Genomic DNA, 18,420 nt, shown 5'->3' with positions numbered 1-18,420 from the left:
ACGGTTCACATGGCTGATGGCAACGAACTCCGCGACTACCTCAAGCAGGTCGCCGCAGACCTGCACAGGACGCGCAGGCGCCTGAGCGAGCTGGAGTCGGCGGCCCGGGAACCGATCGCCGTCGTCGGCATGGCCTGCCGCTACCCCGGCGGTGTCCAGTCGCCCGACGACCTCTGGCGGCTCGTCGCCGAGGGCCGCGACGCGGTGGGTTCCTTCCCCGACGACCGGGGCTGGGACCTGGCCGCCCTCTACGACCCCGACGCGTCGAAGGAAGGCACCTGCTACGTCCGCGAGGGCGGCTTCCTCGACGACATCGCCGCCTTCGACGCGGCGTTCTTCGGGATCTCGCCGCGCGAGGCACACTCCATGGACCCCCAGCAGCGCCTGCTGCTGGAGGCGTCCTGGGAGGCCCTGGAACGCGCCGGCCTCGACATCCGCACCCTGAAAGGCAGCCGTACCGGCGTCTTCGCGGGCGTCTCCCAGCAGGACTACGCCAGCCTGCTGGTCGCCACCGAGGGCGGCATCGACGGCCACGGCTCCACCGGCGTCTCCAACAGCGTGCTGTCGGGCCGTATCTCCTACGTGCTCGGGCTCGAAGGCCCGGCGCTCACCGTCGACACCGCCTGCTCGTCCTCGCTGGTCGCCCTCCACCTCGCGGTACGGGCGCTGCGGGCGGGCGAGTGCGATCTGGCACTGGCGGGCGGCGCCACCGTGATGTCCACGCCGGACGTCCACGTGATGCTCTCCCAGCAGCGGTCGCTCTCGCCCGACGGCCGGTGCAAGGCCTTCGGCGCGTCCGCCGACGGAGCGGGCTGGAGCGAGGGCGCCGGAGTCCTCGTCGTCGAGCGCCTGTCCGACGCTCGCCGCAACGGGCACCCGGTGCTGGCGGTCGTACGCGGCTCGGCGGTCAACCAGGACGGCGCGTCCAACGGACTGAGCGCCCCCAACGGGCCCTCGCAGCAGCGCGTCATCAGGGACGCGCTCACCGACGCCGGGCTTACGGCGGCCGAGATCGACGCCGTCGAGGCGCACGGCACCGGCACCAAGCTCGGCGACCCCATCGAGGCCGACGCCCTGCTCGGCACCTACGGGGCCGCCCGTCCCGAGGGACGGCCGCTCTGGCTGGGCTCGCTGAAGTCCAACATCGGCCACACCCAGGCCGCGGCGGGGGTCGGCGGCATCATCAAGATGGTGCTGGCGCTGCGTGAGCGCACCCTGCCCCGCACTCTGCACGCCGACGACCCGACACCGTTCGTCGACTGGTCCTCGGGCACCGTACGGCTGCTCGACCAGGCCCGCGCCTGGCCGGACGGCGACACCCCGCGCCGGGCCGGCGTCTCCGCCTTCGGCGTGAGCGGCACCAACGCGCACGTGATCCTCGAACAGGCGCCCGCCGCCGAGGAACCCACGGGCGACACACCCGGGCCGGACCCCCTGCCCGAGGGCCGGCCCGCCGTGCTGCCCGCGCTGCTGTCCGCTCGTGGCTCCACCGCCCTGCGCGCACAGGCCCGTAGCCTCGCCGACCACCTCATCGAGCACCCCGAGCTCCCGTTCGCCGACGTCGCCCACTCGCTGGCCACCACCCGCACCCCCCTCGACCAGCGCGCCGCGCTCCTCGCCGCCGACCGCGACACCCTGCTCGCCGGTCTCGCCGCGCTCGCCGAGGGCCGCCCGCACGACACCCTCACCGACGCCTCCGCGCTCACCGGCGGAGCCGCGTTCGTGCTGCCCGGCCAGGGCTCCCAGTGGCTCGGCATGGCCCGTGAACTCCTCGACACCGAACCGGCGTTCGCCGAGAAGGCCCATGCGTGCGCCGCCGCCGTGCAGGAACTCGTCGACTGGCCCGTCCTCGACGTGCTGCGCGGCGAACCCGGCGCCGTCGACACCGACCGCATCGACGTCATCCAGCCCGTCCTGTTCACCGTCATGGTGTCGCTGGCGGCGACCTGGCAGGCGTACGGCGTCGAACCCGACGCCGTGGTCGGGCACTCGCAGGGCGAGATCGCCGCCGCGCACATCGCGGGCGGCCTCACTCTTGAGGACGCGGTACGCGTCGTCGTCCTGCGCAGCCGCGCGCTGCGGACCCTGACCGTGCGTGGCGGTATGGCCTCCGTGCTCCTGCCCGAGGAACGCGTCCAGGAGCGGCTCGCCCCCTGGGCAGACCGGCTGTGGATCGCCGCCGTCAACGGACCGGTCTCCGTCGCGCTCACCGGTGACCCCGACGCCTGCGACGAGTTCGTGGCCGCCTGCGCGGCCGACGGTGTCCAGGCCCGCCGTATCCCGGGCGCCGCCAGCCCCGGGCACTCCCCGCATGTCGAACCCCTCCGCGAACAGCTCATGGCGGACCTCGCCGGGCTCCGCCCCCTCCCCGGCCGGGTGCCCTTCTACTCCACCGTCACGGGCGGCCTCCAGGACACCGCGGCGCTCGACGCCGCCTACTGGTGCCGCAACATGCGCGAGCCGGTCCGCTTCGAGTCCGCCGTACGGGCCCTGCTGGCCGACGGACACCGGCTGTTCGTCGAGCCGAGCCCGCACCCCGTCCTCGTCACCTCCGTCCAGCAGTGCGTCGAGAACGACGACCACGAGGCCGCGGTGACCGGCACCCTCCGCCGCGGCGAGGGCGGAACGGGACGGCTGCGCACCGCTCTCGCCCAGGCCTGGACCGGCGGCGCGCCCGTCGACTGGGCGCGCGTCTTCGCCGGCACCGGCGCCCGCCGCGTCGACCTGCCCACGTACGCCTTCCAGCGCCGCCGCCACTGGCCCGACGGGCCGCGCCGGGGCGCCGACGTCAGCGCCGTCGGCCTCGACCCGCTGCGCCACCCCCTGCTGGGCGCCATGGCGCGGCTCGCCGACGACGGGGGAGCGGTCCTCACCGGCCGGATCTCCCCGCACGACCACCCCTGGCTCGCCGGGTACTCGCTCGGCGACCGGGCGGTGCTGCCCGGCACCGCCTTCGTCGAACTCGCCGTACTCGCCGGTGACCGGTTCGGCTGCGCGCGGATCGAGGAACTCACCCTCCACACACCCCTGTTGCTGCCCCCGGAGGGCTCCGTCGGCCTCCAGGTGCGCATCGGTGCCGACCAGGGCGGCCGCCGCACCCTCGCCGTCCACTCCTCGTCCGGCACAACCGACTCCTCCGACACGTCCGACGCGTCCGGGTGGACCCTGCACGCCTCCGGCACCCTCGTCCCCGAAGCCGGTGACCCCGCCGCCGACCTGACGGTGTGGCCGCCGGCCGGCGCCGAGCCCGTACCGGTCGCCGAACTGCACGAGCGGCTCGCCGCCGACGGCTTCTCCTACGAGGAGCACCTGCTGACCGAGCTGTGGCGCACCGACGGCGAGGTCCACGCCGAAGTACGGCTGCCCGCCGGACAGGGCACTGAGGCCGCCCGCTTCGGCCTCCACCCCGCCCTCTCCGAGGCCGCCCTGCACGCCCTGTACGCACTCGCCGGAGACCAGCGGGAATCGGCCGTCCCCTTCTCCTGGAGCGGCGTCGAACTCCACGCCACCGGCGCCACCCGGCTGCGCGTACGGCTGACCCGCACCGGCGACACCACCGTCTCGGTGCTGTTCGCCGACAGCACCGGCGCCCCCGTGGCCACCGCCGACGCCCTGCTGCTGCGTCCCACCGGCCCGGCCGGACTCATCGGCCCCGCCGCCACCGACAGCCGGGCAGGCACCGGTCCCGTCCCGGCGGCCCGGCCCGTCCGCGCCCGGCGCGCCGTCGTCACCGAGGCGACGGGCGGCGACGACGGATCCCTGCGCGGACGCCTCACCCCCCTCACCGAGACCGAACGCACCGGCGTCCTGCTGCGTCTGGTCCGTGACACCGCCGCCGCCGCCCTCGGACACGAGGACGCCGACGCCGTCCAGGCCACCAGGCCGTTCAAGGAACTCGGCTTCGACTCGCTGACCTCCGTGGACTTCCGCAACCGGCTCGCCACCTCCACCGGACTGCGCCTGCCCGTCTCGGTCGTCTTCGACCACCCCTCGCCCCGGCGCATGGTCCAGGCCCTGTACGCCGAACTGTTCGGCACCCGGGCCGACGCGTCCGTTCCCGCCCCCACGGCAACAGTCCCGGCCCGTCGCCGCCCCGCCGCCGACGGTGAACCCCTCGCGATCGTCGGCATGGCCTGCCGCTTCCCGGGCGGTGTCACCGACCCCGACGAGCTGTGGAGCCTGCTCACCGAGGGCCGCGACGGCATCACCGGCTTCCCGCGCAACCGGGGCTGGCGCGCCCAGGACGCGGCACGGGGCGGCTTCCTTGAAGACGTCGCAGGGTTCGACGCCGGATTCTTCGGTATCACCCCCCGCGAGGCCCTCACCATGGACCCGCAGCAGCGGCTGCTGCTGGAGACGTCCTGGGAGGCGATCGAAGGCGCCGGCATCGACCCGACGACCCTGCGCGGCACGCGTACGGGCGTCTACGTCGGCGCCGCCGGACTCGGCTACTCCCTGCTCTTCCCGCCCGGCTCCGAGCAGATGGCGGGATACGCCGTCACCGGCACCGCCACCAGCGTGGTCTCCGGCCGTGTCTCCTATGTCCTCGGACTGGAGGGCCCGGCGGTGACCGTCGACACGGCCTGCTCGTCCTCCCTGGTCGCCCTGCACAGCGCGGCCCAGGCACTGAACTCCGGCGAGTGCGACCTCGCGCTCGCGGGCGGTGTCTGCGTGATGCCGGACGCCTCGCTCTTCGCCGACTTCGAACGCCAGGGCGGCCTCGCGGCGGACGGCCGCTGCAAGGCCTTCGCGGGCTCCGCCGACGGCACCGGCTGGTCCGAGGGCGCGGGAGTGCTGCTCGTGGAGCGGCTGTCGGACGCCCGCAGGAACGGTCACCGGGTGCTCGCCGTCGTACGGGGTTCGGCGATCAACCAGGACGGTGCGTCGAACGGTCTGACCGCCCCCAACGGGCTGGCGCAGCAGCGGGTCATCCGCGATGCGCTGGAGGCCGCCGGGTTGAAGGCGGCCGAGGTCGACGCCGTGGAGGCGCACGGCACCGGTACCCGGCTCGGCGACCCGATCGAGGCGCACGCCCTGCTCGCCACGTACGGGCAGGACCGTGAACAGCCCCTGTACCTGGGGTCGTTGAAGTCCAACATCGGCCACACCATGTCGGCCGCGGGCGTCGGCGGCATCATCAAGACGGTGCTGGCGATGCGCAACGGCGTACTGCCGAAGACCCTGCACGTCGACGAGCCCTCGCCCCAGATCGACTGGTCCGCCGGAGCGGTGGAGCTGCTCACCGAGGAGCGGGAGTGGCCCGAGACGGGACGGCCCCGCCGCGCGGGTGTGTCCTCGTTCGGGATCAGCGGCACCAACGCCCACGTCATCCTCGAACAGGCCCCCGAAGACGAGGAGTTGACCGCACCGGCACCCACACCTCGCCCCTGGCCCCTGCTGCTCTCCGCCCACGACGAAACCGCCCTGCGCGCCCAGGCCGCCCGTCTCCTCGACCGGCTGACGGACGCTCCCGAGACCGCCGACCTCACCCACGCCCTCGCCACCACCCGGGCCGCCCTCGAACACCGCGCCGCCGCCACGGTCCACGACCTGGCCGGCGCGACCGCCGCCCTCACCGCCCTCGCGGCCGGCGAACTGCCGCCCGGCATACTGCGCGGCACCGCTCGCGAAGGGGCACTCGCGGTCCTCTTCACCGGACAGGGCGCCCAACGGTTCGGTATGGGCCGGGAGTTGTACGACGCCCACCCGGTGTTCGCCGAGACCTTCGACGCCGTGTGCCTGCACCTCGACCCCGAACTGCCGCGTCCGCTCGCGGAGATCGTCCTCGGTACGGGCGGAGACACCCCCGACGAGGAGGCCGTCCACCGCACCGAGTACACCCAGCCCGCCCTGTTCGCCTTCGAAACGGCCCTCTACCGGCTGCTGGAGAGCTGGGGCGTGCGCGCCGACTACCTCCTCGGCCACTCCGTCGGCGAGATCACCGCGGCCCACATCGCCGACGTACTGACCCTGCCCGACGCCTGCCGGCTGATCGCCGCCCGGGGCCGTCTCATGCAGCAACTGCCCGCAGGCGGGGGCATGCTGGCCGTCTCCGTCGACGAGGAGCAGGTCACCGGAAAGCTGCCCCCGTCGGTCGCGGTCGCCGCGGTCAACGCGCCGGGCTCCGTCGTCCTCTCCGGACCGACCGAGGAACTGGCGTCGCTGGAAGCCGAGTTCAGTGAACAAGGCCTGCGCACCCGCAATCTGACGGTCAGTCACGCCTTCCACTCGCCGCTCATGGAACCCATGCTCGACGAGTTCGCCCAGGTCGTCGCGGGCCTCGACCTGCGCCCGCCGACCATCCCCGTCGTCTCCGACGTGACCGGCGCCCTCCTCACCCCCGAGCAGGCGTGCTCACCCGACTACTGGGTCCGGCACGTCCGCGAGACGGTCCGCTTCGCCGACGGGGTACGCACCCTGACCGCCGAGGGCGTCACCGTCCTCCTGGAGGCCGGCCCCGACGGCGTACTCACCGGCATGGCCCAGAACTGCCTCGACGCGAACACGGCCGACACCGCCGAACCCCCGGTGTGCGTGCCCGCACAGCGCCGGAACGCCCCCGAGGACGAGACCCTCACCACCGCCCTCACCCACATCCACCTCGCCGGAACCGGCGTCGACTGGTCCGCGTTCTTCGCGGGCAGCGGAGCAGGCCGACTCGACCTGCCGACGTACGCCTTCCAGCGCGGCCACTACTGGCCCGAACCCCGGCCCGCCGCCACCGGCGATCTCGCCGCGCTCGGCCTCGGCCCCGCCGGGCACCCGCTGCTCGGCGCCCGTATCGCGTCGGCCACCGACGGCACCACCCTGTTCACCGGCGAACTGTCCACCTCGGCACAGCCCTGGCTGACCGACCACGCCGTACTGGACACCGTCCTCTTCCCCGGCACGGGCTTCGTCGAGCTCGCCCTGTGGGCCGGCGGCGAGGTCGGCTGCCACCACCTCGACGAACTCACCCTGGCCGCCCCGCTGCTGGTGCCCGCCGACGCTCCGGTCCAGGTCCAGGTCCAGCTCACCGTCGGCCCGGCCGACGACACCGGCCACCGCACCCTGTCCGTGCACGCCCGTACCGCCCCCGACGACCCGTGGACCGCCCACGCCGAGGGAACCCTGGCCCCGACCGCACCCGACGCGCCCACCACGCCGCCGCTCACCGCCTGGCCCCCGCAGGACGCCGAACCGGCCGCCCTCGACACCTTCTACGAGGACCTCGTCGACCACGGCTTCACCTACGGGCCCGCCTTCCGGGGCCTGACCGCCGTCTGGCGGCGCGGCACCGAGGTGTTCGCCGAGGTGGCACTGCCCGAGCGGGCCGGCGGCGGCTTCGCCGTCCACCCCGCCCTCCTCGACGCGGCCATGCACTCCCTGGCCTTCCGCCCCTCGGCACCCACCACGGGCGGCCCCCTGCTGCCGTTCGCCTGGCGGGGAGTCACCACCTACGGACAGGGCGCCACCCTGCTGCGGGTCCACGTCCGTGACCTCGCCGAGGACCAGGTGGCCGTCGAACTCACCGACCCGTCCGGCCGTCCCGTCGCCTCGGTGGCCGCCCTCCACATGCGGCCCACCTCCACCGACCGGCTGGAGACCGTGCGCATCCGCCCCGAATGGCTGCTGCGCACCGAGTGGACCGGCCTCGACGACATCCCCGCCTTCCCGGGCGGGCAGGTCCCCGGCCGGTATGCGGTCCTCGGAGACCTAGCCGCCCGCGCGCAGGCGGAGCCACTCCTGACGGCCGCCGGGGACGTCGAACACCTCGCCGACCTCGCGGCACTGCGCGCCGCCGCCTCGCCGCCCGATGTGGTCGTCGTCCCGCTGCCGCGCGCCGAGCCGACGGCGGCAGCCGCCCGCGACGCCCTGCACCGCGTCCTCGCCCTGCTCCAGGAGTGGACGACCGACGACACCCTGGCCGGCACCCAACTGGTCCTGGCCACCTCGGGCGCCGTACGGACCGGCACCGACGACACCGTCCACGACCCGGCGGGCGCCGCCGTCTGGGGAATGGCCCGCTCCGCCCAACTGGAGAACCCCGGCAGCGTCCTGCTCATCGACCACCTGCCCGGCGCCACCACCCCGCTGCCCCTGGCCGTCGCCACGGCACTCGCCACCGGGGAACCCCAACTGGCCCTGCGCGCCGACACCGTCCTGGTGCCACGCCTCGCCCGCCTGCCCCAGGCCACCGAGACACCGGCCGTCCCCTGGCCCACCACCGGGACCGTCCTGGTCACCGGGGCCACCGGCACCCTCGGCCGCCTGGTCGCCCGGCACCTGGTCACCAAGCACGGCGTGCGCGACCTGCTGCTCGCCGCCCGACGCGGCCCGGACGCCCCCGGCACCGCCGAACTCCTCACCGAACTCGGTGAACTCGGCGCGACGGCACGCGCCGTGGCCTGCGACGTCACCGACCGCGCCGCGCTCGCCGCACTCCTCGGCACCGTCGACGACCTGCGGGCCGTCGTCCACACCGCGGGCACGGTCGACGACGGCACCCTCACCGCCCTCACCCCCGCACAGCTCGACACCGTCCTGCCGGTCAAGACCGACGCGGTCGAGCACCTGCACGAACTGACCGCCCCGCTCGGCCTGGACGCCTTCGTCGTCTTCTCCTCCCTCGCCGGCACCATGGGCGGCGCGGGACAGGCCAACTACGCCGCCGCCAACGCCTTCGCGGACGCCCTGTGCCACCGCAGGGCGGCGGACGGACTGCCCGCCCTCTCCCTCGCCTGGGGCCCCTGGCAGCGCGGCGAGGGCATGACCGCGGGCGTCGCCGAGAGCGACCTCAAGCGCATCGCCCGCGCGGGACTGCGCCAGCTCGACTTCCGCGAGGGCATGGCCCTCTTCGACGCCGCCGTCACGGCCGGCGAGAGCGTCGCCGTCCCCGTACGGCTCGACACCTCGGCCCTGGACGCCGACTCGCCCGCCACCCCCGTACTGCTGCGCGGCCTCGCCGCCGACAACGCGGGACCCCGCACCGGCAACCGCCCGGCCGTCTCGGCGGCCGGCCTGCGGGAGCGGCTGCTGCCGCTCTCCACGGCCGACCGCAGCGCCGCCCTCGTGGAACTGGTGCGCGCCGAGACCGCCACCGCGGCCGGCCTGCCCAGCGCGGAGGCCGTACCCCAGGCCAAGCCGTTCAAGAACCTCGGCTTCGACTCCCTCATGGCCGTCGACCTGCGCAACAGGCTCTCCGCCCTCACCGGCCTGCGCCTGCCCGCGACGCTCATCTTCGACCATCCGACACCCAAGGACCTGGCCGAACTCCTCCACGAGGGGCTCGACCTGACCCCGGTGGAGGCACCCGACCCGGCCCTGCTCGCCCTCCAGTCCCTCGAAGCGGCCCTGCGGACACCCGGCGACGACCCCGGCCGCGAGGCATCGCTCGCCGTGCGTCTGCGTGTGCTCCTCACCAAGCTCGAAGAGACCCCCGGCAGCCCGGGAGCGGCCGGCCCGCAGGACGACGCCGACGAACTCGACGCCGTGAGCACGGAAGAACTTCTCAGCCTCATCGGAGACGAGTTCGGCATCCACTGAATCCGGATCCGGTGACCCCACCGGATCCGACCCCGCCGCCCCCTAGAGGACCCCGGGAACTCTAGGGGGACGGCAGGCCCCTTCTGGGGGTTACAGCCCCCGACCAGCCCCATAGCGTCAACAACCAGGCCCGCAGCGGAGCGTCCGAACGCCCGGAGGCAGGCGGAGAAGCCCCTTTCCCTCCGCCCGTGCCAGGCGCGGCAGGCAGAAACCAGCGGCAGAACCAGTGGGAGCCAGAGGCATGAACACATCCCTCGACGAGGTCATCGACGCACTGCGCGCCTCCTTGGTGGAGAACGACCGCCTGCGCAAGCAGAACCACCGGCTCACCTCCGCCGCCGCCGAACCCCTGGCGATCGTCGGTATCGGCTGCCGCTTCCCCGACGGCGCCGACAGCCCCGAGGAACTGTGGAAGCTCGTCGCCGAAGGCCGCGACGCCATGACCGGCCCGCCCGCCGGACGCGGCTGGGAACAGCGCGCCACCTTCGACCCCCGCCACCAAGGCGCCTTCCTCGACACCGCCGCGGACTTCGACGCCGGGTTCTTCCGCATCTCGCCCCGCGAGGCCCTGGCCATGGACCCGCAGCAGCGACTGCTGCTCGAAGTGTCCTGGGAGGCCGTGGAGCGCGCGGGCATCAACCCCTCGGCCCTGCGCGGCAGCCGCACCGGAGTCTTCGTCGGCGGCGCCCCCCAGGAGTACGGCGCCCTCCTCGCCGAATCGCCCGAGGACACCGACGGCTACGCCATCACCGGCCTGCCCGCCAGCATCATGTCCGGCAGGATCGCCTACCTGCTGGGACTTGAGGGCCCCGCCCTCACCATCGACACCGCCTGCTCCTCGTCCCTGGTCGCCCTCCACCTCGCGGGCCGCTCCCTGCGCTCTGGCGAATGCGACCTCGCCCTCGTCGGCGGCGTCCTCGTCATGACCACCCCCACCATCTACGGCGAGTTCGACAGCCAGGGCGGATCCGCCTCGGACGGCCGCTGCAAGGCGTTCTCCGACGAGGCCGACGGCACCGGCTGGGGCGAGGGCGCCGGCGTACTGGTCGTCGAGCGGCTGTCCGACGCCCGCCGCAACGGCCACCAGGTGCTCGCCGTCGTACGGGGCACGGCGGTCAACCAGGACGGCGCGTCCAACGGGCTCACCGCACCGAACGGACCCTCCCAACAGCGCGTGATCCGCGAGGCGTTGGCAAGCGCCGGCCTCACCCCAGCAGACGTCGACGCGGTCGAGGCACACGGCACGGGAACCCGGCTGGGCGACCCGATCGAGGCACAGGCCCTGCTCGCCACGTACGGCCAAGGGCGCCCGCCGGAGCGGCCGTTGTGGGTCGGCTCCGTCAAGTCGAACATCGGACATACCCAGTTCGCCGCCGGAGTGGCGGGCGTCATCAAGACCGTCATGGCACTCCAGCGGGGAGTACTGCCCCGCACTCTCCACGTCACCGCGCCCACCCGGCAGGTGGACTGGTCCGAGGGCGCCGTCGAGGTCCTCACCGAGGAACAGACCTGGCCGGAGACGGGACGGCCCCGCCGGGCCGGTGTCTCGTCGTTCGGGATCAGCGGCACCAACGCCCACGTCATCCTCGAACAGGCCCCCGAGGACGCGCCGGAGACCGCCGCCGACGACACCGCCCGTCCCCTTCCCGCCGTACCCGTCACCTTCAGCGCACGCGGCGAGGCCGCCCTCCGCGAACAGGCCGTCCGTCTCCTCGGCCACCTCGAAGACCACCCCGGCCTGTCACTGCCCGACCTCGCCTACTCGCTTGCCACCACCCGTGGCCGCATGGACCACCGCGCGGCCGTCGTCACCACCGACCTGCCCGGCCTGACCGCCGGACTGCGCGCCCTCATCGAAGGCGAGGACGCGCCGGGACTGTTCCGCGCCACCGGGTCCGAGGGCGGCCTCGCGCTGGTGTTCTCCGGCCAGGGCTCCCAGCGGATCGGCATGGGCGCACAGTTGTACGAGGCGTTCCCGGTGTTCGCCGCTGCCTTCGACGAGGTGTGCGCCGCCTTCGAGGGACTGCTGCCGGGCCCGCTCAAGGAGACGGTGTTCGCCGGTTCCCCGGAACTGCTGCGCTCCACGGGCTGGGCGCAGCCCGCGCTGTTCGCCCTGGAAGTCGCGCTGTACCGCTTGACCGAGTCCTGGGGCGTACGCGCCGACGTGGTGTTCGGGCACTCGCTGGGCGAACTGGTCGCCGCCCATGTGGCAGGCGTGTGGTCGCTCGCCGACGCCTGCCGGGTCGTCGCGGCGCGCGGACGGCTGATGCGGGCGCTGCCCGAGGGCGGCGCGATGTGGGCCGTCGAGGCGGCGGAGACGGAGGTGCCGGAAACGGCCGACGTCTGGATCGCCGCCGTCAACGGGCCCTCGTCCCTCGTCCTCTCGGGCGCGGAGGACACCGTACGGGAGGTGGCGGACCGGTTCGCCGCCGACGGCCGCCGCGTGAAGCGGCTGGCGGTGAGCCACGCCTTCCACTCGGGACTGATGGACCCGATGCTGGACGACTTCGCCGCCGTGCTGAACGAGGTCGAGTTCTCGGACCCGGTGATCCCGGTCGTGTCCAACGTGACCGGGGAGATCGCGGGCGAGGAGCTGTGCTCGTCGGACTACTGGGTGCGGCACATCCGCGCGACCGTCCGCTTCGCCGACGGAGTACGTGCCGTACGCGCCCAGGGCGTGGGCACGGTACTGGAACTGGGCCCCGACGGCTCGCTGGTGTCCATGGTCGAGGAGACCGAGCCGGACCTGACCGGTGTGCCGGCGCTGCGCGGCGACCGGGACGAGCCGGGCGCCCTGCTGTCCGGCATCGCGCGGGCACATGTGCTCGGCGCCCCCGTGGACTGGCCCGCGCTGTTCACCGGCACCGGGGCACGACGGGTGGACCTGCCGACGTACCCCTTCCAGCGCCGCCGCTACTGGCCCCGGGCGGGCTCGGCCGTGGGCCGGGGACGGAAGGTCGACGACTGGCGCTACCGCCTCACCTGGAGCCGCCACGTCCCGGAAACGACCGGGTCACCGGCCGGCCGCTGGCTCCTGATCACGTCCCGTGAGGACGCCGGAGCCAGGGTGGCCGAAGCACTGCGGGCCACGGGCAACGACGTCGAGATCGCGACGGGCGTCGTCCCCGGGGACTTCACCGGAGTGGTGGCCCTGCCGGACTCCGTCGCGGACGCCGTCGCTCTCGTACAGGAACTGCGCTGCACGGAACTCAAGGTGCCGCTGTGGTGGCTGACGGAGAACGCGGTCGCCGTCGCCGGAGACGACACCGTGCGACCCGACGCCACGCAACTGTGGGGACTGGGACAGGTGGTGAGCCTGGAGGAGCCGTCCTGGTGGGGCGGTCTCGTCGACCTGCCCGCCGCATGGGACGACACCACGGGCACCACGCTCGCCTCGCTCCTCGGAGCCGCGCCGGGCGGCGAGGACCAGCTCGCCGTGCGCGGCACGGGCGTGTTCGCCCGCCGGCTCGTACGGGCGCCCCTGACCGGACGTGAACCGGTCCGCGCGTGGCAGCCGAGGGACACGGTCCTGGTCACGGGCGGTACGGGCGGGGTCGGCGCGCATGTCGCCCGCTGGCTGGCCACCGACGGCGCCCGGCATCTCGTACTGACCAGCCGTCGCGGCGCCGCCGCGCCCGGAACCGACGAACTCGCCCGGGAACTGGAGGCGTTGGGCGCGCGCGTGACCTTCGCCGCCTGTGACGCCGCCGACCGCGAAGCGCTGGCCGCCGTACTCGCGGACATCCCCGAGGAGACCCCGCTCACCGCAGTCGTCCACGCCGCAGGCATCGTCCGCTACACCAAGGTGCGCGACCTGACCACGGCGGAACTCGACGAGGTGATCCGAGGCAAGGCGGACGGCGCCCGGCACCTCGACGAACTCACCGCCCACCTGGACCTGGACGCCTTCGTCCTGTTCTCCTCCGGAGCCGCGACCTGGGGCGGCGGATCCCAGGGCGCCTACGCCGCCGCGAACGCGTACCTCGACGGACTCGCCCACGACCGCCGCACCCGTGGTCTGCCCGCCACCTCACTGGCCTGGGGCACCTGGCGCTCCGAGGGCATGGCCGGCGACCTCGACGAACAGTCCCTGGCCCGCATGGGACTCGGGCTGATGGAACCGGCCCTCGCCCTGTCCGTCATGCGGGAGGCCGTCGAACACGGCGAGACCGCCCTCACGGTCACCGACACGGACTGGTCCCGCTTCACCCCCGTCTACACGGGCGCCCGCCGCCGCCCGCTCATCGAGGACATCCCGGAAGCCGCCCTCGCCCTCACCCCCGAGGCGGACGAGGAGCCCACCGACACCGCCACACCCGCCGACACACTCCGCCGCAAGCTCACCGGCCTCACGGACGGAGAGCGCCACGCCACGCTGCTGGACCTCGTACGCACCCGGTCGGCGACCGTACTCGGCCACTCCGACGTGGCGGAGATCGCGCCCGGCCGCCCGTTCAAGGATCTCGGTTTCGACTCGCTGACGGCGACCGAACTGCGCGACCGCCTGAACGCGGCGACCGGTCTGCGCCTGCCCGCCACGATGGTCTTCGACCACCCCACCCCCATCGCCCTCGCCGGCCTCCTGCTCCAGGAACTCCTGGGCGGCCCGGAAACGGCCGCTCCCACGGTCGTCGTACGACAGGTCGACGCCGACGACCCCCTGGTGATCGTCGGCATGGCCTGCCGGCTCCCCGGCGGCGTCACCGGCCCCGAGGACCTGTGGCGACTGGTCACCGAGGGCCGCGACGAGGTGTCCTCGTCACCGGATGACCGGGGCTGGGACGCCTGGGGAGCCTCCGGCGACCAACAGGGCGGCTTCCTCTCCGAAGTCGCCGGGTTCGACGCGGAGTTCTTCGGCATCTCCCCGCGCGAGGCCCTCGCGATGGACCCCCAGCAGCGACTGCTGCTCGAAGTGTCCTGGGAGGCCGTGGAGCGCGCGGGTATCGACCCGTTGTCGCTGCGCGGCAGCCGCACCGGCGTCTTCGTCGGCGGCTCACCCACCGGCTACGGAGCCCTCCTCGGCGACGCCGACGCCGCCGCGGGCGGCTATCTGCTCACCGGCAACAGCGGAAGCGTCATGTCCGGCCGTATCTCCTACGTCCTGGGCCTGGAGGGCCCGGCCCTGACCGTCGACACCGCCTGCTCCTCCTCCCTGGTCTCCCTCCACCTCGCCGGACAGGCCCTCAGAGGAGGGGAGTGCGACCTCGCGCTCGTCGGCGGTGTCGCCGTCATGCCCACACCCGGCGCCTTCGACGAGTTCGCCCGTCAGGGCGGCCTGGCCTCCGACGGCCGCTGCAAGGCCTTCTCCGACGACGCCGACGGCACCGGCTGGTCCGAGGGCGCCGCGTTCCTGGTCGTGGAACGGTTGTCGGATGCGCGGCGGAACGGTCACCGGGTGCTGGCGGTGGTGCGGGGTTCGGCGGCGAATCAGGACGGTGCGTCGAACGGTCTGAGTGCGCCCAGTGGTCCCGCGCAACAGCGGGTGATTCGGCAGGCGTTGGCGAGTGGGGGGTTGTCGGCGTCGGATGTGGACGCGGTGGAGGCGCACGGTACGGGGACCCGGCTGGGTGACCCGATCGAGGCGCAGGCGTTGTTGGGTGTGTTCGCCGGTGGTGAGCGTGAACGGCCTTTGTTCGTGGGGTCGTTGAAGTCGAACATCGGTCATACGCAGGCGGTGTCCGGTGTGGCCGGTGTGGTGAAGACGGTGATGGCACTGCGGGAAGGAATCCTTCCGCGGACCCTGCATGTGAGTGAGCCGTCGTCGGAGGTGGACTGGTCCTCCGGTGCGGTGGAGTTGCTGACGGAGGAGCAGGCGTGGCCGGAGACCGGACGTCCACGGCGCGCGGGTGTGTCGTCGTTCGGGATCAGCGGGACGAACGTCCACGTGATCCTCGAACAGGCCGAAGAGACGGAACAGACCGCAGAGGCCGAAGAGTTCGAGCCGTTGTCGGGTCCTGTGCCGTGGACGGTGTCCGGGGCGACCGCGCCGGCGCTTCGTGATCAGGCCCGCCGTCTGCACGACCACCTGACCGAACACCCGGAACTGCCCATCGACTCCGTTGCCCTCTCTTTGGCGTCGTCGCGTGCGGTGTTGGGGCATCGGGCTGTGGTGGTGGGTGGTGGTCGTGAGGGGTTGTTGCGTGGTGTGAGGGCGTTGGCGGAGGGGTTGCCGGACGCTGGTGTGGTGCGGGGTCGTGCCGGTGACGGTGGTGTGGTGTTCGTGTTCCCGGGTCAGGGGTCGCAGTGGGTGGGGATGGCGGTGGAGCTTTTGGGTTCCTCGCCGGTGTTCGCGGCGCGGATGGCGGAGTGTGAGCGGGCGCTGTCGGGGTTCGTGGACTGGTCGCTGACCGAAGTGCTGGGCGATGAGGTCGAGTTGGCTCGGGTGGATGTCGTTCAGCCCGTGTTGTGGGCGGTGATGGTGTCGCTGGCGGAGGTGTGGCGCTCGTACGGCGTCGAACCGGCCGCCGTCGTCGGTCACTCGCAGGGTGAGATCGCCGCTGCCGTGGTCGCGGGTGCGTTGTCCCTCGAAGATGGCGCCCGTGTGGTGGCGCTGCGTTCGCGGGCGATTCTTGCCCTGTCGGGTCGGGGTGGTATGGCTTCCGTGCAACTGCCCGTCGATGAGGTGCGGGGTCTGACTGCGGTGCTGGACGGCCGTGTTGAGGTCGCCGCCGTGAACGGCCCCTCCTCGGTCGTGGTGGCCGGTACGCCTGAGGGGCTGGACTCGGTGATCGCCGAGGCGATCGCCCGGGGCGCGCGTGCCAGGCGTGTTGACGTGGACTACGCCTCGCACTCCGCGCAGGTGGAGGGCATCCGCGACGAACTCCACTCACTGCTGGGCGAGTTGTCGCCCGCACCCGCTCATGTTCCCTTCCACTCGACGGTCGTTGCCGAGCGTCTCGACACGGCTGGTCTGGACGCCGAGTACTGGTACCGCAACCTCCGCTCGACGGTCCGTCTCGAAGAAACCGTGACAGGCCTGGTCGAGGCCGGGCACCGCCTGTTCGTAGAGATCAGCCCCCACCCTGTCCTGACGGCTGCCGTCCAGGAGACGGCGGAGTCGGTGGGCCGGGAGGTCGCGGTCACCGGAACGCTCCGCCGTGGCGAGGGCGGCCCGGAGCGGCTGCTGCTGTCGCTGGGCGAGGCGTATGTCCACGGCGCGACGGTCGACTGGACGGAGTGGTTCGCGGGGAGTGGTGCGCGACGGGTCGAGCTGCCGACGTACGCCTTCCAACACGAGCGCTACTGGCCCGAGTTCACCCTGGCCGCCGGTACCGCCGGCCGGGCCTCGGACTCCTGGCGCTATCGCGTCGTATGGCGTCGGAGCCCTGGTGCTGATGATCAGCCGCTGACCGGACGCTGGCTGCTGATCTCCACGCCGGACGGTGTCGCCGAAGCGCTACGGACCGCCGGGGCGGAGACCGAGGTCGCGGCAGGTGTCGTCCCCGGCGACTACGCGGGCGTGATCGCCGCCCCGGCCTCCCTCGACGAGGCCGTGGCACTCCTGAAGGAGCTGCACGCGGCCGACGTGAAGGCACCCCTGTGGTGGTTGACCCAGGGCGCCGCCGCCGTCACCCCCGACGACGCGGTGCTCCCGGAAGCGGCGCAACTGTGGGCGCTCGGCCAGGTGGTCGGCCTGGAGGAGCCGAACTGGTGGGGCGGCCTCGTCGATCTGCCCGCCGAATGGAGCGACGGCGCGGGCAGCTCCCTCGCCACCGTCCTCGGGGCCGCCGCGACCGGCGAGGACCAGGTCGCCGTTCGGGAGTCGGGAGTCTACGTACGACGGCTGGTGCGAGCCGTGCCGACCGGACGTGAGCCGGTCCGCGCGTGGCAGCCGAGGGGAACGGTCCTGGTCACGGGCGGTACCGGCGGGGTCGGCGCGCATGTCGCCCGCTGGCTGGCCACCGAGGGGGCGGAGCACCTGGTCCTGGCCGGCCGTCGTGGCGCCACCACTCCGGGCGCGGCCGAACTGGGCAGGGAACTGGAGGCGTTGGGGGCACGCGTGACCCTCGCGGCCTGTGACGTGGCCGACCGGGACGCGCTGGCCGCCGTACTGGCGGACATCCCGCAGGACACCCCGCTCACCGCCGTCGTTCACGCCGCCGGGGTCGCCACCTTCTCCGACGCGCTGTCCATCGAGCCGGAGGAACTGACCGGCGGCACCACGGCCAAGGTGGACGGCGCCCGTCACCTGGACGAACTCACCGCCGGGCTCGACCTCGACGCGTTCGTGCTCTTCTCGTCCGGCGCGGCGATCTGGGGCAGCGCGGGCAACGGCACGTACGCCGCCGCCAACGCGTACCTCGACGCCCTGGCCCACCAGCGCCGCGCCCGAGGGCTGCGCGCCACCTCGCTCGCCTGGGGAGGCTGGGCCGGCGGAGGCATGCTGGAGGGCTCCGAGGCCGTCGCGGGCCAGTTGGAGATGATGGGCGTACGGCAGATGCAGCCCGAGCTGGCCATCGAGATCATGCGGGACGCGGTCGGTCACGACGAGACCACACTCGCCGTGACCGACATGGACTGGCGGCGGTTCGCGCCCGTCTACGCCCTGTCCCGGCGCCGCCCGCTGATCGAGGAGATCCCCGAGGCCGCCGACGCCCTGCGGGGCGGCGGCCAGGACGGCCCCGGCGACGGGGCGGAGGCCGACGAGACCGCCGCCCGGCTGCGGGACAGCCTCGGTGGACTCACCGAGGTGGAACGCCAGGACGCCCTGGTGGACCTCGTACGGGTGCACGCCGCCGCTGTTCTCGGGCACGCGACACCGGACGTCCTCACCCCGGACCGGCCGTTCAAGGACCTCGGGTTCGACTCGCTGACGGCGACCGAACTGCGCAACCGCCTGGGCGCGGCGACCGGACTGCGGCTGCCCGCCACCCTCGTCTTCGACCACCCCACCCC

The 18,420-nt window shown here is 73.5% G+C and carries 2 protein-coding genes; both read left to right on the top strand.

Features of this window, described 5'->3' with window-relative positions; all coding sequences use genetic code 11:
• The first annotated feature begins 9 nt into the window (after positions 1 to 9).
• On the top strand, positions 10 to 9,525 hold the full coding sequence (locus AOK08_RS10520) for a type I polyketide synthase (protein ID WP_055525222.1): 9,516 nt from the start codon (positions 10 to 12) through the stop codon (positions 9,523 to 9,525).
• A gap of 226 nt (positions 9,526 to 9,751) precedes the next feature.
• The coding region (locus AOK08_RS47180; RefSeq protein WP_479683316.1) for a type I polyketide synthase at positions 9,752 to 18,420 on the top strand (8,669 nt) is incomplete at its 3' end.

The sequence above is a fragment of the Streptomyces graminilatus genome, assembly GCF_001418565.1.
In the GTDB taxonomy this organism is placed as follows: Bacteria; Actinomycetota; Actinomycetes; order Streptomycetales; family Streptomycetaceae; genus Streptomyces; species Streptomyces graminilatus.
The sequence above is the reverse complement of the archived record's forward strand: the minus strand, read 5'-3'. Positions and strand labels throughout refer to the sequence as shown.

Excerpts from the sequence above, each read along its gene's own strand:
- AOK08_RS10520 (WP_055525222.1), top strand. The coding sequence starts at position 10 with ATGGCTGATGGCAACGAACTCCGCGACTACCTCAAGCAGGTCGCCGCA.